Annotated in this window: 16 protein-coding genes and 1 tRNA gene; 9 read left to right on the plus strand and 8 right to left on the minus strand. The window is 63.7% G+C overall.

The window, feature by feature from the left end; genetic code table 11:
- Positions 1-188: 188 nt before the first annotated feature.
- Entirely contained in the window at positions 189-1502 is a 1314-nt protein-coding gene (locus J2045_RS17330; RefSeq protein ID WP_307375376.1) for an enoyl ACP reductase FabMG family protein, read from the minus strand.
- A 153-nt stretch (positions 1503-1655) separates the two neighbouring features.
- Entirely contained in the window at positions 1656-2651 is a 996-nt protein-coding gene (locus tag J2045_RS17335; RefSeq protein ID WP_307375378.1) for a VOC family protein, read from the minus strand.
- A gap of 227 nt (positions 2652-2878) precedes the next feature.
- Here J2045_RS17335 and ppdK point away from each other — a divergent pair, with 227 nt between their 5' ends.
- Positions 2879-5545: a pyruvate, phosphate dikinase gene (gene ppdK, locus J2045_RS17340; protein ID WP_307375025.1), complete on the plus strand. Its 2667-nt coding sequence runs from the start codon at positions 2879-2881 to the stop codon at positions 5543-5545.
- 56 nt (positions 5546-5601) lie between these two features.
- On the opposite strand, the gene J2045_RS17345 is transcribed toward ppdK, so the two are convergent.
- Complete coding sequence (locus tag J2045_RS17345; RefSeq protein WP_307375027.1) at positions 5602-5805, minus strand: hypothetical protein; 204 nt, start codon at positions 5803-5805, stop codon at positions 5602-5604.
- Positions 5806-6007: 202 nt separating this feature from the next.
- Here J2045_RS17345 and J2045_RS17350 point away from each other — a divergent pair, with 202 nt between their 5' ends.
- From J2045_RS17350 to J2045_RS17375, 6 genes are all read left to right on the plus strand, one after another.
- Positions 6008-6295, plus strand: coding sequence for an addiction module antidote protein (locus tag J2045_RS17350; RefSeq protein WP_307375028.1), 288 nt, complete (start codon positions 6008-6010; stop codon positions 6293-6295).
- A gap of 70 nt (positions 6296-6365) precedes the next feature.
- On the plus strand, positions 6366-7313 hold the full coding sequence (locus J2045_RS17355) for a hypothetical protein (RefSeq protein WP_307375030.1): 948 nt from the start codon (positions 6366-6368) through the stop codon (positions 7311-7313).
- Positions 7314-7548: 235 nt separating this feature from the next.
- Positions 7549-8016, plus strand: a complete 468-nt coding sequence (locus J2045_RS17360) for a carboxymuconolactone decarboxylase family protein (protein ID WP_307375032.1) — start codon at positions 7549-7551, stop codon at positions 8014-8016.
- Positions 8016-8876 carry a sigma-70 family RNA polymerase sigma factor gene (locus tag J2045_RS17365; RefSeq protein ID WP_307375034.1) on the plus strand — a complete coding sequence of 287 codons (861 nt, stop codon included), beginning with the start codon at positions 8016-8018 and terminating at the stop codon, positions 8874-8876. Before J2045_RS17360 ends, J2045_RS17365 begins: the two co-directional genes overlap by 1 nt.
- 184 nt (positions 8877-9060) lie before the next feature.
- Complete coding sequence (locus J2045_RS17370; protein ID WP_307375036.1) at positions 9061-9357, plus strand: cupin domain-containing protein; 297 nt, start codon at positions 9061-9063, stop codon at positions 9355-9357.
- The gene (locus J2045_RS17375; protein WP_307375039.1) at positions 9354-10280 is read left to right on the plus strand and encodes an MBL fold metallo-hydrolase; all 927 of its coding nucleotides are present in this window, start codon (positions 9354-9356) and stop codon (positions 10278-10280) included. The genes J2045_RS17370 and J2045_RS17375 overlap by 4 nt, the downstream gene beginning before the upstream one ends.
- Before the next feature lie 242 nt (positions 10281-10522).
- Here J2045_RS17375 and J2045_RS17380 read toward each other — a convergent pair whose 3' ends face one another.
- Together J2045_RS17380 and J2045_RS17385 are read right to left on the minus strand one after the other, a co-directional pair.
- Positions 10523-11467, minus strand: a complete 945-nt coding sequence (locus tag J2045_RS17380) for a DUF1499 domain-containing protein (protein WP_307375041.1) — start codon at positions 11465-11467, stop codon at positions 10523-10525.
- 86 nt (positions 11468-11553) lie between these two features.
- Positions 11554-12561 (minus strand): hypothetical protein, encoded by a 1008-nt coding sequence (locus tag J2045_RS17385; RefSeq protein ID WP_307375043.1) that lies wholly within the window; start codon positions 12559-12561, stop codon positions 11554-11556.
- A gap of 111 nt (positions 12562-12672) precedes the next feature.
- On the opposite strand from J2045_RS17385, the gene J2045_RS17390 reads away from it, so the two are divergent.
- Together J2045_RS17390 and J2045_RS17395 are read left to right on the plus strand one after the other, a co-directional pair.
- The gene (locus J2045_RS17390) at positions 12673-12999 is read left to right on the plus strand and encodes a hypothetical protein (RefSeq protein ID WP_307375045.1); all 327 of its coding nucleotides are present in this window, start codon (positions 12673-12675) and stop codon (positions 12997-12999) included.
- 130 nt (positions 13000-13129) lie between these two features.
- Positions 13130-13204, plus strand: a tRNA-Gln gene (locus J2045_RS17395).
- A 75-nt stretch (positions 13205-13279) separates the two neighbouring features.
- On the opposite strand, the gene J2045_RS17400 is transcribed toward J2045_RS17395, so the two are convergent.
- The 3 genes from J2045_RS17400 to J2045_RS17410 all read right to left on the minus strand — a co-directional run bounded on the left by J2045_RS17400 (position 13280) and on the right by J2045_RS17410 (position 17267).
- Positions 13280-14965, minus strand: coding sequence for an ABC transporter permease (locus tag J2045_RS17400; protein ID WP_307375046.1), 1686 nt, complete (start codon positions 14963-14965; stop codon positions 13280-13282).
- Between the two features lie 7 nt (positions 14966-14972).
- Positions 14973-15950 carry an ABC transporter substrate-binding protein gene (locus J2045_RS17405; RefSeq protein WP_307375047.1) on the minus strand — a complete coding sequence of 326 codons (978 nt, stop codon included), beginning with the start codon at positions 15948-15950 and terminating at the stop codon, positions 14973-14975.
- A gap of 219 nt (positions 15951-16169) precedes the next feature.
- Positions 16170-17267 (minus strand): ABC transporter ATP-binding protein, encoded by a 1098-nt coding sequence (locus J2045_RS17410; RefSeq protein WP_307375049.1) that lies wholly within the window; start codon positions 17265-17267, stop codon positions 16170-16172.
- Positions 17268-17446: the final 179 nt, after the last annotated feature.

Below are 17446 nucleotides of genomic sequence, written 5' to 3' on the forward strand. Positions count from 1 at the left end.
CTTTGTCTCCCAAGCCATCGTCACCTCCCAGAACCGATCCGGAAAGTGTCAGGCATGTCTACGAACATCTGTCAGCTATGTATCAGGGCCGAACAACAAGCCCGAGGATGACGATCCACCGAAAAGACAATGCCGGAAGCAAAGCTCCCGGCACAATCCTATTGGCTACTGCCTACTGACTGACCCGCTCAACCAGCCGAATTGATCTGCCGCGCAACCATGTCATGGTTCAGCCAGAGCACCGGCGCCGAGGGATCAGCCACTTCGCCGAAGATCAGCGCGCCGGTTGCCTCGACCACGAGCACGCTCAGATAGTCCGAGATCAGCGCCTTGCTGTCCTTGTGCATCTGGGCAATCTCGGCCGAGGTGCCGATGGTGATGTCGGACTGGCCCTGGCTGTTGGGCATCGGCCAGTTGTTGAAGTCGTAGAACGGGATCATCACGTCGCTCGCCTGGAAGTCCGCGATCTTCGTGAGTACGTCGTCAACAGTCGCACCCTCGACCAGAAGGGCTTCGCAGTCAGCCCACACCTTCTCGGCCCGCGCGCCGCCGTTTTCCTTCTTCAAGGCCTTGAGCAGCGGCAGAAGCGGCAGTTCGATGCCGGCGAAGACGTCGGACGAATTGGTGCGGATCTCGGGGCAGTTGAAGACGGTCGCCTTGATGCCGGAGGCAAATGCCTCTTCGGCAATCGCCTCGAGCTTCATCTTGGCATAGCCCTGGGTGTAGTTCGTATAGGTCTGCCAGCGATATTCGTCGCCGATCAGAATGCCCGTGCCGTGATAGCCATAGGCCGAATAACGAACCTGGCCACCGCTCTTTTCGATGCGGGCGCGGATCGCAGCACTGCCTTCGATCAGGTGGCGGAAGGTATTGGCCGAAACTTCATCGAAATTCTGCAGGATCAGCTTGCCGAGATCGCTGTCGAGCAGCACCTGCGAGGACATGTGGCGGGCGCCACGGCCCTTGTAGATGCGGTTGGCGAGAACGAGGAAGACCTTGGCCTTGGGAATGCCGCCAGCCATTGTGTGGGCGAAGTGGACATTCTTGCCATAGGCAATCATGCCTTCCAGCTCGGCCATGATCTTGGCAACGGCATCCTGGAAGCGGGACACGCCCACCTGGCGGCACTTTTCAATATGCGCCCAGTCGAGCTTTTCCGTTTCCCAGTTTTCGAGCGTCAGCGAGGACAGAAGGTCCGTCGGCGTCGGTTCGCCTTCCGGCGCATCGAGATCGAAGCCGGCCATGGCGGGAATGTTGATGATCCGGCCACCGAGATTGGCTTCCGCCTGGGCGAGCTCTTCGTCGGTCAGCGGGCGCAGCTTGTTGTTCTCGTCGCGGCGACCAACGGTGATCCCGATGATCTCCATTCCGGCCTTTTTCGCCTGATCGAGAAGGCCGGTCACATAACCACGACCGAACAATTCGCCGAACAGAACAAAGACATCGCCCTTGCGGTACAGGCCGTTATGCGGGATCTGCGTCAAGGAAACCGGGCTGGTCAGGGTCATTTTTGATTCCGGATTACAATTTACTAGAATGCCCACTAGCAAACGCTGGCGCTCAGCGCATCACCTCGATTGATTTGTCTGGTCATTTTCCGTGACCGTTTATTGCATTGCGTGATGACCCTGTAACATCAGCGCGGCTCAGGATCGTCAGACCCGAACCAGCCGGACCCGCGTACCCCAGGGATCCAGCGCCTCGAACCCGCCGTCTATGGCGCTGACGGCAAAGCCCTTGGCCTGAAGATCCGTCCGGCGCGCATCAAGGATCGCTTGATCATTCGTGTGCAGCGAGAACCAGTCGAGCCCGGTCATCGCCTCCTGCCTGGGGCCGGCATCCCGGCTTTCCCAGATATTGGCGCCGATATGGTGATGGTAGCGACCCGACGACAGGAAGGTCGCGCCGCGCTGGTCGCTGCCGGCCACCACATCGAGGCCAAACCCGTCGGCATAAAAGGCCCGCGCCGTCTCCAGCCCGCCGACCCTGAGATGGATATGGCCGATGCGCAGCGCGGCCGGCACGGCCGTATAGTCGTCGCGGTCGGTGCGCGTCTTTGTCTTGATGAAGATGTCGTCGATATTGAGTTCCTTGCTGCCCATGGTCACCGTGTTGCCGGCCCACAGCCAGGTCTCCTGCGGCCGGTCGCTATAAACCTCGACGCCATTGCCTTCGGGATCGGTGAGATAGACGGCCTCCGACACCGAGTGATCGGCAAAGCCGGTGAGCGGAAACTGGTTGCGGGCCACATGCACCAGCCAGCGCGCGAGATCGGCACGGTCGGGCATCAGGAAGGCGGTGTGATAAAGGCCGGCCTGGCCGGGCGCCTCGGGCGTCGCATCCGGTCGGGCAAGGATATGCAGGAGCGGCGTCCCGCCGGCCCCGAGCGTCACCGCATCGGGCGCATCCTTCAGCACTTCGAGCCCCAGCATGCTGGTGTAATAGGTCTTCAGCCCTGCCACATCCTTGGCCCGCAGGCAGACCTCGCCGACATGTACCGGCCGGGTGAGACCGAAGGGCAGCTGCGGCGTCTGGGCTGCCGGAAGCACGGTCTGGATCTCGATCCCCTCCGCCCTCAAGGCGCCGGTCAGCGCGCCCGTCAATGTTGCCGTCCCGGCCAGCCGCAGAAGCTGGCGCCGCGTCCAATGGATCGTCATTTCGGTCCCCTTGCCATGTGCTTTGTGGGTCCTGCTTACAATGTTGCCCTGTGGCCTGCTTCTCACGTCTCTCAACAGTCTTTCACAACTGTGTGAGCCTTCAATGCGACACCTGCCGCAATTATGATGCATTGCAGCATGATCTTGACAGGCGCACGTTTTCATTCCGTCACATTTGCTGTAAACGATGGAAAATAAAGCCTGTTCGGGTGGAGAAGGCTATGCGGAAATGGGTTTACACCTTCGGTGGAGGCAAGGCCGAGGGGAGTAGGACCGAAATCGATCAATTGGGCGGCAAGGGTGCAAATCTTGCCGAGATGGCAGCGCTTGGCCTGCCGGTGCCCCCCGGCCTCACGATCGTGTCAGATGCCTGCAGCTTCTACTACAAGAACGGCAGGACGCTTCCCGACGACCTGAAGACCCAGGTTCTCCAGGGCATATCAGGCATCGAAGCCGCCACGGGCCGCGCCTTTGGCGATACCAGTCATCCGCTTCTCTTGTCCGTCCGCTCCGGCTCTCGCACCTCCATGCCCGGCATGATGGACACCGTCCTCAATCTCGGCCTCAACGACCACACCGTCGAGGCGCTCGGCCACCATTCGGGCGACGCCCGCTTTGCCTGGGATAGCTACCGCCGCTTCATCCAGATGTATGGCGATGTCGTCATGGGCCTCGACCACGAGATCTTCGAGGAAATCCTCGAAGACGAGAAGGCCCGTCTCGGCCACGAACTCGATACCGATCTCTCGGCGCTGGAATTGCAGCATATCGTCACCCTCTACAAGGACGTGCTGGACCAGGAACTGGGCCTGCCTTTCCCGCAGGACCCGCATGTCCAGCTCTGGGGCGCAATCGGCGCGGTCTTTGCCAGCTGGATGAACCCGCGCGCCAAGACCTATCGTTTGCTGCATTCGATCCCGGAGGAATGGGGCACCTCCGTTACCGTCCAGACCATGGTGTTTGGCAATCTCGGCTCGACCTCTGCCACCGGCGTTGCCTTCACCCGCAATCCCTCGACGGGCGCCAAGGAGCTCTACGGCGAATTCCTGGTCAATGCGCAGGGCGAAGACGTGGTGGCCGGCATCCGTACGCCGCAATCGATCACCGAAGCCGCCCGCATCGACAGTGGTTCCGACAAGCCGTCCCTGGAAAAGCTGATGCCGGAGGCCTTTGCCGAATTCTCAGCCATCTGCGACCGGCTCGAAGCGCATTACCGCGACATGCAGGATCTCGAATTCACCATCGAGCGCGGCAAGCTCTGGATGCTGCAGGCCCGCTCGGGAAAACGCACCACCAAGGCCGCGATGAAGATCGCCGTGGAGATGGTCTCGGAAGGCCTGATCTCGGAAGAAGAGGCGGTGCTGCGGATCGAGCCCTCCTCGCTCGACCAGCTACTGCACCCGACCATCGACCCGCGCGTCGCCCGCCACGTGATCGGCTCGGGCCTGCCCGCCTCGCCGGGGGCGGCGACCGGCGCCATCGTCTTTACCGCCGAAGAGGCGGTCGAGGCGGAAAGCGAGGGACGCAAGGTCATTCTGGTGCGCGTCGAGACCAGCCCCGAAGACATTCACGGCATGCATGCCGCGCAAGGAATCCTCACCACCCGTGGCGGCATGACCAGCCATGCGGCCGTCGTCGCCCGTGGCATGGGCATCCCTTGCGTCTCCGGCGCCGGCACCATGCGCGTTGACCTGCGCAATGAAAAGCTGATCGGTCTCGGCGTGACGCTGACCAAGGGTGACATCATCACCATCGACGGCTCCTCCGGCCAGGTGCTGAAGGGCGAGGTGCCCATGCTCCAGCCGGAACTCTCGGGCGATTTCGCCCAGCTGATGGTCTGGGCAGACGCCACCCGCCGCATGACGGTGCGCACCAATGCCGACACGCCGGGCGATGCCCGCGCCGCCCGCTCCTTCGGCGCCGAAGGCATCGGTCTCTGCCGAACCGAACACATGTTCTTCGAGGGCGACCGCATCCATGTCATGCGCGAGATGATCCTCGCCGAAGACGAGGCGGGTCGTCGCGCAGCGCTCGACAAGCTGCTCCCCATGCAGCGCTCTGACTTCACCGAGCTCTTCACCATCATGCATGGCCTGCCGGTGACGATCCGCATGCTCGATCCGCCGCTGCATGAATTCCTGCCGAAGTCGGACGAGGAAATCGAGGAAGTGGCCAATGCCATGGGCCTCGAACCCGGCTTCATGCGCCGCCGCATCGACGCCCTGCACGAATTCAACCCGATGCTCGGCCATCGCGGCTGCCGGCTTGCCATCTCCTATCCGGAAATTGCCGAAATGCAGGCCCGCGCCATTTTCGAAGCCGCCGTCGCCGCCGCCCGCGAGACAGGTGCCCCTGTCGTGCCGGAAATCATGGTGCCGCTGGTCAGCCTTCGCGGCGAGCTGGATTACGTGAAAGCCGTCATCGACCGCGTCGCCACCGAAGTCATGGGCGAGGCGAAACTCGAGATCTCCTATCTCGTCGGCACGATGATCGAACTGCCGCGCGCCGCCATCCGCGCCCATATCATCGCGGAGGCCGCCGAATTCTTCTCCTTCGGCACCAATGACCTGACCCAGACAACCTTCGGCATGTCCCGCGACGACGCCGCCCGCTTCATCCCGACCTACCAGCGCAAGGGCATCATCGTCAAAGACCCCTTCGTATCGCTTGATTTCGACGGCGTCGGCGAACTCATCCGCATCGCCGCCGAACGTGGCCGCAAAACGAGGCTTGACATGAAACTCGGCATCTGCGGCGAACACGGCGGCGACCCCACCTCGATCCACTTCTGCGAGGATGTCGGGCTGGATTATGTGTCGTGTTCACCGTTCCGGGTGCCGATTGCGCGGCTGTCGGCGGCCCAGGCGGCGATCAAGGCGAAGGCGTGAGGCAGGTGTTCAACCAAGGTTCTGAGCTTGTCGCCCTCTGAGGCATCAGATGTGATCTATTGGGCTAAGCCGTAGTAGATGTCCCAGAGGCGGCTTTCGCGTGGTTCGACGGTTTCGAGGCAATTCGCATCGAGACCGAGAGTACTCTGGTTGCGGCACATGCCAAGGATGAGCGCATAGCGTTCGCGTTCGACGTCCCCAAGACGCCAAAGCGAGAAAGCCGAAATTCCCGCTAGTACGAACAAGGCCAACGTGCGCATTTTTTGTGCCCTCTGGATGTTTGCAAGCCCAGTTACAATCAGACCAGATTAACCGCGCTTCCGAAAACAGCTAGAGTGGTCCCGCATATCTGTGCTGGCATGCCAAAATTCGTGCGTGTCCTGCTCTGCGGCGGAGACAAAGGCAGCCAGGTCAGAGACATCGAGATCGCGAAACGCCTGGCACGGATCTGGAGAGAGACAGATGACTGAAATCCTGACCGACTACGATCCGGCGGAAGACCTCGATACCCCGGAAGCGATTTCGGTCTTCGTCAATGAGGCCCTGAAGACCGACGATGCCGCCTACATCGCCCACGCGTTGGGCGTCGTCGCCCGCGCCAGGGGCATGGCCGGCATTGCTCGGGAGTCGGGGCTTTCGCGGGAGCAGCTGTATCGGACGCTCTCCAGCGAGGGCAATCCGACGCTCAAGACCACGCTTGCGGTGATGAAGGCATTGGGCATTTCGCTGACGGCGGATGTGGCGGGGTGAGGGCCTAGAAACCCTGTATGCTTGGCATACAGGGTAGATATGAGGCATCACCTTGTCGGGAGTATTTCGCATGAAAATTTTCGAGAGGTTTCGTCAAGCCACTTTAAATGCCGTCATTAGATGGGCAGAGGCGGGTAGGAGGTTGACCTCCTACCGGGGCAGACGCAGATTCCACTGGCTTCCCAACATCTTCATATCTGTGGGATTACTGTTCATTATCGCGGACTATTTTAAGCATAGCGCTGTCGTGAGCTCGCTTTCTAATGCTGAAGGGCGGGCAGCATATGAGTTTTGGATAGGCACGAAGAGTGTCCTTGATATTGCGCTAGGTCTTGTAACCACTTTGATTGCCCTTACTGCTGCGTATCTTGCTTTGCGCAGCTATCGCGTGAATCAGCGTGCTGCAGTCGCCAACCGCTATCAAAAGGGGGTCGAACTGCTGGGCGCTTCAGCGGATAGTTCCAAGCTCGGAGGTATCGAACTGCTTTCAATCGTGGCGAGAGAGGCGCCAGAAGAGTATCAGGAGCCAGTGATGCGTACCCTTCGTCAGTTTTTGCACGAACGATGTGCATCGATCACCGAACCAATGCAGAATGCCCTCAATTACCCAGAAATGCTGCCCGCTACGGACTTCGTGGTCATGGCAGCTTTGTCTGCCGTGAGCCGAACACTACTAAGGCAGAGATGGTTGGATCTGGAAGCCGATGAGGAGGGGCTGACGCTCCGGGGCATCTATCTGCACAAGGTGCGAATTCTCAAAGCAGATTTTTCAAGAATTACGTTTGAAGATGGGGTTTTCGGGGACGTGTCGTTCGAAGGCTGCAAGTTTGCTGAGACTGCCATCATTGCTAGATTTTTTGGCCGAGTAGCATTCGAAGATTGCAGCATCGACAATGCTCAAATTCTAGCTACTGACGTTTACGGTGAGCAGTTTGAGGATGCCAAAACATTCATCGACTTGTCCAAGAACTCTTGGGTCTCCCGATTCGATGTCAACAACCAAAGAATTGAAACATGAAAGCGGTGACGGCCATCGTTCGATGATGGACCTGCGCCACCGTGGAACGGATGAAATCGAAGAGACCTGTCGGCAATGTGACGGTCACTGTCTCATGTCTGGACATGATGATCCCTTCTGACGCTGCACACAGAATATCATGACCCGTCCAACACCCCACAAAAATCCCCACCCATGTCACATTGACGCTTCCCCGCTCGTCATGATCTCGTACCCAACAGAAGGAACCGACATCATGACCGCAACACTCGATCCTTTCGCAGCCGCGCCCGCTCTGATGAAGAAGTGGACGGCCGTCTCGGCCGACATCGCCGCGAGCCTTGAGCCGAGCCTCATCGAACTCGTCAAGATCCGTGCGTCCCAGCTCAATGCCTGCGCCAACTGCATCAACATGCACACAGCCGAAGCCCGGGCCAAGGGCGAGACGGAGGACCGCATCTATCTGCTATCCGCCTGGCGCGAGGCGCCGTGTTATACAGAGCGCGAGCGGGCGGCCCTCGCCTGGACGGAAGCCCTGACCACGCTGTCGACGGGGCATCCGCAGGAGGCGGCGCGCCTTGATCTGCAGGCGGCCTTTACCGAGGAGGAGCAGGTGAAGCTGACGCTGATGATCAATGTCATCAACGGCTGGAACAGGCTGGCCGTCGGTTTCGGCCTCTGGATCGAGACACCGGCAACCCGGGCTCAAGGCGTGGCCGCCTGATGTTATCCTCCGAGCACACAGATGCGGCAGCGAGTTTCGATCCCCTGAGGCGCAAGCTGATGCGGCTCGCCTATCGCATGCTGGGCTCGGTCACGGATGCCGAAGACATGCTGCAGGAGGCCTTCATCCGCTGGATGAGGGCCGATCGCCGCGAGATCCGCGAGCCCGAGGCCTTCCTCCGCCGCATCGTCACAAGGCTTTGCCTCGACCAGCTGAAATCCGCCCGCCTGAAGCGCGAGACCTATATCGGCCCCTGGCTACCGGAACCGGTGGTGGAAGACGAGGACGAGCCAGAGGACGTGACCCTGCCGCTGATGCTGGCGCTGGAGCGGCTGTCCCCGCTGGAGCGGGCAGCCCTGCTGCTGCACGATGTCTTCGGCCTGCCATTTGAGGAAATCGCCGAAACCTTGGACCGGGATGTTGCCGCCTGTCGCCAACTGGCAGCCAGGGCACGCCGCAATGTGCGGGAAGCACGAACCCGCTACACCGTCGACGCCAAGCGCGGGCTGGAAATGGCGGAAGCCTTTTTCAACGCCTCGCGCAGCGGCGACATGACCGCACTTTCCGCCATGCTGGCGGCTGATGTCGCCCTCCATTCCGATGGCGGCGGCAAGCGGCAGGCCGCGATCGCACCGATCCTCGGCCACGAGGCGGTGATGAAGGTTCACACCTATCTCTCGGACAAGATCTGGCCTGTGGGGTCAGCCCTCCTGCGTGTCGGCCTCGTCAACGGCCTGCCGGGCTTTGTCACCCGCGAGGCGGACGGCGAGTTGCAGACGACGGCTTTGCTAATCGAGGACGGCGCCATCACCGCCATCTATGTCATGCGCAATCCCGACAAACTCAAGCATTTGCAGTGAATGGTGGGGAGGAGGGCGGTTCCGTCGCCGGAAGAACCGGACCATACGCGCCCGCGACCTGCACATCGCAGGGGCTGCGCGTAACCATCCGCTTTTGCCAGGGGGCGATTGCCCCGGGGCCGGCCAGGGGCTAACGTCCGGACACCGCACGCCCGCGCGCTCTCGTCCCCTCCGGAGTCCCCCCATGCCCGGCTATTCCGCCCGTCCGCCCGCCATCCCGACAACAGTGCTCGACGATGCCGTCACCCGCATCACCCGCTGGGATTTCGAACCCGGCGCCGCGACCGGCCACCACACCCATGGCCTCGGCTATGTCGTCGTGCCGCTCACCGATTGCCATTTCCTGATCGAGGATTCCGCCGGCGAGCGCCGCGTCACGAGCAAAGCCGGCGAGGCCTATCGCCGTGAGGCGGGCGTCGAGCACAATGTCGTCAATGGCGGCGATCAGCCGATGAGCTTCATCGAGATCGAGTACAAATGAGCTTGGGTGACGATCAGCCGGTGCCGCACTTCGTCACCACCTTCGAGCCGCAGCATGGGCTGGCCGTATCCGTGGCCGAGGGTGTCCAGCGGCTCACCGCGCCCAATCCGAGCCCCTTCACCTTCCACGGCACCAACACCTATATCGTCGGCGAAAAATCCGTCTGCGTCATCGATCCCGGCCCCGACAATGACGCGCATTTCGACGCGCTGATGGTGGCCCTGAAGGGCCGGGACGTCACCCATATCGCCGTCAGCCACACCCACCGCGACCATTCCCCGCTCGCCCGCCGCCTGAAAGCTGCAACCGGCGCCGTGATCGTCGCCGAAGGTCCGCACAGGCCGTCGCGCCCGCTGTTCGAAGGCGAGGTGAACCCCTTTGCCGAAAGCGCCGACACCGATTTCGTCCCCGACCTGGCTCTCGCGGATGACCAGACAGTCCAGGGCGACGGCTGGCGCCTCACCGCCGTCCACACGCCGGGCCATACCGCCAACCACGCCGCCTTCGCGCTCGAAGACACCGGCATCCTCTTTTCCGCCGATCATGTCATGGCCTGGGCCACCTCCATCGTTGCGCCCCCGGATGGCGGCATGGGCGATTACATGGTCTCGCTCGACCGGCTGCTGGAGCGGCAGGACCGCCTCTATCTCCCCGGCCATGGCGGCCCGGTCACCGAGCCCCAGGCCTTTGTCCGGGCGCTGCGCACCCATCGCCGCCTGCGCGAGCGCGCCGTGCTGGAGCGCATCCGCAAGGGCGACCGGCTGATTGCGGACATGGTCAAGGTCATCTACGCCACCACGGACCCCCGCCTGCATGGGGCGGCTGCCTTGTCCGTGCTCGCCCATATCGAGGATCTCGTCGACAAGGGCCTGATTGGGACGGATGGGCCTCCCAGGCTGTCGGGGGAATATCGGCCGGGTTGAGCGTTCTAGCTTTCGGCTGGCCCCGCCCTCCGCACCACCTGGATTACCACCCTCTGTCGGCTTCGCCGACATCTCCCCTACAAGGGGGAGAGTGGCGACCCCGCCAGCCTGTTGCCCCTTTTGGCGGTAAAGGGAGGCGCCACACGCGACGCTCCGCTCTCCCCCCTTGTGGGGGAGATGTCACGCAGTGACAGAGGGGGGGCCGCGCTGGCGGAGGCTGAGAATTCGCGACGGCCTACGTCTCAGTTGCCGGCAACCCCCAGCAGTTCCGCATCCAGCGCATGCAGGAAATCCTCGGCGATCCGGTCGCTGATACCCAGGTCATGCGGTCCGTAGCGGGAGGCCACACGCATGTCGACCAGCGTCATCTCCGCCTCCTCGCGCAGCCGCACGACAGCATCGAAAGGCAGCCCCAGCACCAGTGTGCGGGTGGCAAATTGCAGCCGCGCCGTGCCCTCCGGTTCGCCGTCATCGAGCGGCACCAGCAGGCTCGGCTCCGGTCGCGCGGAGGGCAGCGGGCCGCTTTCCGGCAGGGCCTCGTCCGCCGTCGCGGGTGCGGCGCTTTCGGTCGCCGCCCCCGGCTCGGCCGGCGTGTCCGTCGTCGAGCGAAGCTCCAGCGCCGGCAGGCCATATTCTTCGCCGCGGCTTGCGGTCAGCACCAGCCGGTTTTGCGCGGCCACCTTGCGCACCGCCTCATAGACGCGGTCGATTGCGCCTTCGTAGCGCCGTCCGTTCAGCCCCGGATAGGCGGCCAGTTGTGCCGCACCGGCATCGTCAGCAAGGGCAGGGCGCGGCAGGAAATGCTGCTCCGCCGCCGGCTGCGAAACCCAGGCCGGCCGGTCTGCAAGATCCGTTGCCACCTCGGTGAGCGCAGGTTGTGTGATGGAGAGGTAATAGCCGTAACCCGGCAACGAAAGCGGAAGGGCGGCAAAGACCAGCGCCCAGGCGGAGGCCACGCCCCCCAGCGCCCCGATCTGCCAGAGCCGGGCGAGGCCCAGAAGCGCCAGCGGCACGGAAAGCGCCGCCGGCACGGCGCAAACCAGCACCAGCATCACGAAGTCAGGCGTCGTGAGCGGCCCGAACCGATGCGCCACCACCACGACGACGAGCATGACCAGCGCAAAAAGCGCCAGCCGCCGCGCAAGAAAGGCGGAGCGGGACACCGGACGGTCATAGCGGACATGCATGCGGATCAACCGGAATCAGGAGAGGTTTCGCCAAGGTGTAACGGCTCGCGGGGAGGGCGTCGACAGGCAAAGCTAGGCAGATGGCCTCAAGGCTGGGTATTGCGTCCACCACCGAGCAGCGGATTGTCGCCCAGTTCCGGCCCTGGGAGGCTGCCATCCGGTGGCGGGCTGCCGAAACCGCCGGGTGCCTCCATCAGTCCGTCTTCGATCCCCGGATCGAGTGGCGGCAGGGCGGGGGCGTCCAGGGTCGCGCCGCCATCCGGCAGCGTCGGGTCGGAAAGCGGCGGGGCATCGGGCGAAAGCGGCACATAAAGCGAAACGGTGACGATGACGGCGATCACCATCAGCCAGGAGCCGATGATCCGCGCCGGGATGGTCAGCCAGTTGCCGCGGAACGGCCGGAGCATCAGGCCGGGCACCAGGAGGATCCACAGCGCACCAATCACGGCGGCCAATGCGAACTCCTTGATCCCGATGCCGAAATCGTCAAGCCCGATGAACAGCGACAGCGAAAATCCGACCACGGCTGCCGCGACTGGCGCTGCAAACCGCCGCAGAGAGGGCGGCAGCCACAGCACCACGCCCGACAGCATCACCGCGATTGGCGCGATCAGGAAGAGCTCGTGGCCGAGCGGGCTCTGCAGGATTGCATGAAAGATCGGATCGAAAAAGAGCAGCATCGGCGCCATGACGCCGAGGAAGGCGATCACGATCGCGAGAACCTCGTGCCGCCGCTCCGCCATGCCGATGGTGACCGACAGGCCGAGCATGGCGAGCACCAGATCGTAGATCGACAGCGTAAACAGATAGCCGAGCTCGAAGAAGGCAAATTCATGCGGAATGGCAAGCGACATCGCGACGGTCGACACACCGGCGAGGAAGATCAGGAAGGCAATCCGGAAGGCCGCAGTTCCGACACCGGCGCGCAAACGGGCCGCAGCGGTCTCGCCCTGGCCGGCGGGGGGCAGCAGGGAGGGCGGCTCATGTCGTGGACCGGTGGCCGCGCCGCCGCTTCCAGGACCGGTGGCCTTCGCCCGTCCGCCGCTCGCAGGGCTGCGCCCTGTCTTCCTGTGTGACTGCTTCTGTTTCTTCATGCCCGTCATCCGCCCTGCGCGGCAAAGCGCATGTCCGATGCCTATTCCACAGCGGGCTTGATTTGTCACCGCAGCCGGATGCACTCTGACATGACAGGGAGAGGTTTCGCCATGTCCATCGTCATGCTGACGGCGGTCACCCGCGTCGAGCGCCGGGCCGCAACGAGCTTCGTCTTCGACACCGTCAACCGCATCGGCGGCTGGATCGACGATGTACGCATGTATTCGAACCTGATGAACACGATCCGCCTGACCCTGCCCGCTGGCGCCTTTGCCGTACTGGTCGCGGCGCTGGAGGAGGGCGGCATCATGGTCGATCCCCTGCAAGATCCGGGAGATCTTCGCGATGCCGCCACGGAGTGCATGGCGACGCTTCAGCTGACCTTCATCCATGACGAGCCGGATCTGAAGCGCGAAGTGCCGACCGTGCCGGGCTAGGAAACACGGCCAGACAGCCTCGCTCCGGGAAAAACTTAAGGAGGGCGAGACGACAGGTGTTGCCGCCCGGCTTTCGCTTTGCTAATCAGGCGGCGATTTGCGGCGCAGCCTCACGCTCTCCGCATCATGTTGGGGCGTCGCCAAGCGGTAAGGCATCGGTTTTTGGTACCGACATTCCCAGGTTCGAATCCTGGCGCCCCAGCCAAGCTTTTCTCCGGAAGTCTAGCTTCCCTGAGCCATGAGCGTCAGGCGGTTTAGGTCCCGGCGGCGGCCCCTCTGCTTAGTCGCGCCATGGCAGCGTGCCCCCTGGTAGCCACCGGCTGACTGCGGTGGCGAGTGCCGCAAGCATCAGCACCACGAGCGTGGAAAGCACCGCGACGGCGGCGGCTGCGGTCGAGTTGCCCTCGTATTGCAGGGCAAAGACCATGACCCCGATCGTCTCGTTGCCGGACGACCAGAGAAGCGCCGAGAGTGTCAGTTCATTCAGCGCGGTCATCACCACCAGGATCGCCCCGGCTGCGGCCGCCGGCAGGATGCCGGGCAGGAAGATCGACAGGATGCGGCGGATGAGCCCGGCGCCGGCCACCCGGGCTGCCTCGTCCAGCGAGGGGTCGGCGGATTGCGCCGCGGCGGCCACCGGGCGCAGCACCAGCGGCAGGAAGCGCGCGAGATAGGCGATGATGAGGATCGCCATGGTGCCGTAGATCGACACTCCGAGCAGCGGCAGGGGTCTCAGGAAGGCGAGGATCATGCCGAGCGCCACGACCGTGCCGGGAACGACCCAGGGTGCCTCGATGACGATGTCGAGCAGCCTCAGAACAGGGTTTTTCCGGCGCACGCACAAGAAGGCGAGGGGAACGGCGACCAGTGCCGAGATCACGGCTGTCACACCGGCGAGCATAAGGGAATTGGCAAATGCCCGCCGCACGGCTTGGTTGTCCAGAACGGCGCGGAACTGGTCCAGGCTCACGGTGTCGGGCCCGAAGGCAACCCCGATCGCCGGGAGGAGCGCTGTCATGGTGAGCGCCGCAAGCGGCACCAGCGACAGGATCAGAACGACGAGCCAGAGCAGGATCTCTGTCATGGGGGCCCGCCGACGCGGCACGAAGGGCGCCCCCGCCGGAAGCGGCACGGCAATCCGGGTGACAACCAGATTGCGTGCGAGAATGGCGAGCGCCGCCATCAGCGCCAGCAGCAGAGCCAGCGTCGCCACCTGGCCGGCCGCAGCCGGGCCAAAGCCGTTGAGCCGCTGGTAGATCAGTGTTGTCAGCACCGAAATGCGGCCGGGAATGCCGAGCAGCGCCGGCACGCCGAAATTTCCGATCGCCGCAGTGAATGCAATCAGGCTGCCGGCCAGCACCGATGGCATGACGATCGGCAGCACGATGCCGGTTCCGATGCGGCGCGGCGGAATGCCGAGAATGCGCGCCGCCTCGACGAGATCGGCGGGCAGCGCCCGCAGTGCGGCGCGCACCGCGATGAAGACGAGCGGCATGTGCTCGATGCCCATGACGAGCGCGATGCCACCGATCGAGTAGAGCGGATTTGTCGAGCCCGGCGCTGGCGCAAGCCCGAGAGGTTTCAGGATCGGCGATTGTGCGCCGAAAAGCTCGATCCAGGCGAGCGCCATGGTCTGCGACGGCACGATCAGCGGCATCAGGATGAGGAAGGTCAGCGCCGCGCGGGTCCGAAGCTTGAGCAGGCTGACGGCGAAGGCGAGCGCCACGCCGAGAAGGGTCGAAACGGCAACCGAGAGCAGCGCGGTCTGCAGCGTGCCAGAGAGCGCCCAAAGCGTCGAGCGGCCCGTAAGCGTGGCAACCATCAGTCCGAGCGGCGCACCGTCTTCGCCGGGCTGGAAGGCGCTGGCAAACAGCCGGGCGAGCGGCCAGAGCGTCGTGACCGCGACATAGAGAACGAGAAGGGAGACGAGCAGATGCTCGCCTCCCGAGACACGCGGCTTGTGCATTCTGGGATCAGCCGCCGAACAGTTCGGCGAACTTTTCCTTGTTCTCGGTGTCAGCCTTCAGCATGGCACCGCTGTCGGCGGGCAGGATCTTCAGCGTGGAAAGCGCCGGATAGCCTTCCGGCTGGGTGACGCCCGGCAGGATCGGGAAATAGCCCTGGGCGGTTGCCTGTTCCTGGGCGGCCTTCGACAGCTGCCACGCGACAAAGGTCTTGGCAGCCTCGACGGCATCCGAGCCCTTGAGCACCGCGACCGGCTGGGTGATCGAGCTCACGCCTTCCTTCGGGAAGACGAAGTCGACGGGCGAGCCCTTCTTCTTGGCGTTGAGCGCCATGTATTCGATGATGATGCCATAGGCCTTCTCGCCGCGCGCCACGGCTTCGATGACCGTACCATTGCCCTGACCGGCAACGGCGCCGGCCTCGGCGAGCTTCTCGTAATAGGCCCAGCCGAAATCCGGCTGCTGGGTCATGGTGCCGACATGGATGACGGCCGCACCCGAATAGAGCGGGCTCGGCATGATCAGGCTTTTCGCCGCGTCGGTTGCAAGGAGGTCGTTCCAGCTGGTCGGCGCGGTCTTCACGAGATCGGTGTTGTAGACGATGCCTGTGGTGATCACCTTGGTGCCGAAGAAGGTCTTGTCGGCATCGATGAAGGCCGGGTCTATGCCCTCGACCGGGGCATCGGTGAAGGCGAGCAGGCGGTCGTCGTTCTTCAACTGGGTCATCGCGACAGTGTCGGCGATCAGGATCACGTCGGCCGGGCTGTTGCCGGCGGCATATTCGGCCTGCAGCTTGGCCATGACTTCGGTGGTGCCGGAGCGGAACAGCTCGACCTTGATCTCCGGATGGTCGGCGTTGAAGGCCTCGATGACCTGGGTCATCTGGTCCTGCGGCTGCGAGGTATAGACGGTGATCGTGTCCTCTGCCTGTGCGGTGAAGGCGAGACCGGCAAGGATCGTGGTGGCGACGAGTGTACGGATGAACATGGGAACCTCGTTGACAAGGGCGGGATGCCGCGACTGCGGTCCCGGCCCGGACGATAGGGGAGCGCCTGCCGAAGCCGGCGGGCGATGCGACCCGCCTAACGCAGGCAGATGACGACAGCACAACGTTTGGATGATCTTCCCATGACAGTGAAACGTCTGATGCCCCGGGTCCGCGCTGAGATCCATCGACGGGCGCGCGGCGAGGAGCGGCGGGCGGCGTCAGGCCGCCGTCTCGACCCGCCGGGTCACGCCCGCGTCGCAAGCCCTCTGTCCATCTCCGATCACCCAGCCGCCCGTGAAGGTGAGTTCGACCGGCGTGCTGGGCTTGAGCCGCTCGGAAAGCGGCAGGCTGACGACGTCGCCATCGATTTCGGTTGGCATGCAATGGCTCAGGAAGGCGCCGTTCTGGAAGACCTGGCCGACCAGTTCTGTCTTCAACTCTCCGCCTTCCGGCACGCGTTTGAGGTCCGAGGCGTGGAATGACAGCCAGCCATGGCCGACCGGTGCCTGTCCCGGCAGATCGAGGAGCTGCTGGCCGAGCATGACCCGGTTGCGGCCGCCATCGGCCTTTACCACCCGCACCGGCAATGTTCGTCCGCGTCCGATGAAGCGGGCGACCATCGGCGAGGCCGGCCGGCGGTAGAGGTCCTCGGGCGTCCCGATCTGCTGCAGCCGGCCCCGGTCCATCACAGCAACATGGGTCGCGACCGCCATGGCCTCGTCCTGGTCGTGGGTGACGAAGACGAAGGTGGCGCCGGTCAGGCTGTGGATGCGGCGGAACTCGGCAAGCATGGCCTCGCGCAGATGGGCGTCGAGATTGGCGAGCGGCTCGTCGAGCAGGATAAGCTTCGGCCGAGTGGCGAGCGAGCGGGCAAGCGCCACCCGCTGCCGCTGGCCGCCGGACAGCTCATGCGGGCGCCTGTCGCCGAGGCCGCGCAATCCGACAACCTCCAGCACCTCATCGATCCGCGCTGCCCGTTCCGCCGACGCAAGTCCCGCGACCTTCAGGCCGAATTCGATATTGCCGCGCACACTCATGGTTGGCCACAGCGCATAGGACTGGAACACCATGCCGATCCGGCGCCTTTCGGGTGGCACGAAGGCCGTCCGGCCAGCCACCACCTGCTCATCGAAGCGGATCTCGCCGCCATCGGGAACCTCAAGCCCGGCAATCAGCCTGAGAAGCGTCGTCTTTCCGCAGCCGGATGGCCCCAGCAGGGCGAGAAAGGCGCCATCGGCAATGGACAGCGATACCGCATCCAGCACCTGGACGCTGTCGAAGCGTTTCGAAACGGCAGTGAGGGTCAGGCTCGGCAAGGCTCGCGTCTCCCATTCGCGCCTCTGCCTTGCCATCGGCGGATGACATCAGCATGACCATCGACAGGCAGCGGGCAGGGCAATGAGCCGTTGCGGAAAAACGACCGGCGCACCCCGCAGGAAACGGGAGCGCGCCGGGGGCGGCCGGGAGGTGGCCGGGATGCGACTGGAATGCGGTG

This window comes from Peteryoungia aggregata LMG 23059, assembly GCF_030814435.1.
Classification (GTDB): Bacteria; Pseudomonadota; Alphaproteobacteria; order Rhizobiales; family Rhizobiaceae; genus Allorhizobium; species Allorhizobium aggregatum.

Coding starts and splice junctions, on each gene's coding strand:
- J2045_RS17360 (WP_307375032.1), top strand. CDS start 7,549: ATGACCGCAACACTCGATCCTTTCGCAGCCGCGCCCGCTCTGATGAAG.
- J2045_RS17400 (WP_307375046.1), bottom strand. CDS start 14,965: ATGCACAAGCCGCGTGTCTCGGGAGGCGAGCATCTGCTCGTCTCCCTT.
- ppdK (WP_307375025.1), top strand. CDS start 2,879: ATGCGGAAATGGGTTTACACCTTCGGTGGAGGCAAGGCCGAGGGGAGT.
- J2045_RS17365 (WP_307375034.1), top strand. CDS start 8,016: ATGTTATCCTCCGAGCACACAGATGCGGCAGCGAGTTTCGATCCCCTG.
- J2045_RS17385 (WP_307375043.1), bottom strand. CDS start 12,561: ATGAAGAAACAGAAGCAGTCACACAGGAAGACAGGGCGCAGCCCTGCG.
- J2045_RS17405 (WP_307375047.1), bottom strand. CDS start 15,950: ATGTTCATCCGTACACTCGTCGCCACCACGATCCTTGCCGGTCTCGCC.
- J2045_RS17370 (WP_307375036.1), top strand. CDS start 9,061: ATGCCCGGCTATTCCGCCCGTCCGCCCGCCATCCCGACAACAGTGCTC.
- J2045_RS17380 (WP_307375041.1), bottom strand. CDS start 11,467: ATGCATGTCCGCTATGACCGTCCGGTGTCCCGCTCCGCCTTTCTTGCG.
- J2045_RS17375 (WP_307375039.1), top strand. CDS start 9,354: ATGAGCTTGGGTGACGATCAGCCGGTGCCGCACTTCGTCACCACCTTC.
- J2045_RS17355 (WP_307375030.1), top strand. CDS start 6,366: ATGAAAATTTTCGAGAGGTTTCGTCAAGCCACTTTAAATGCCGTCATT.
- J2045_RS17390 (WP_307375045.1), top strand. CDS start 12,673: ATGTCCATCGTCATGCTGACGGCGGTCACCCGCGTCGAGCGCCGGGCC.
- J2045_RS17345 (WP_307375027.1), bottom strand. CDS start 5,805: ATGCGCACGTTGGCCTTGTTCGTACTAGCGGGAATTTCGGCTTTCTCG.
- J2045_RS17350 (WP_307375028.1), top strand. CDS start 6,008: ATGACTGAAATCCTGACCGACTACGATCCGGCGGAAGACCTCGATACC.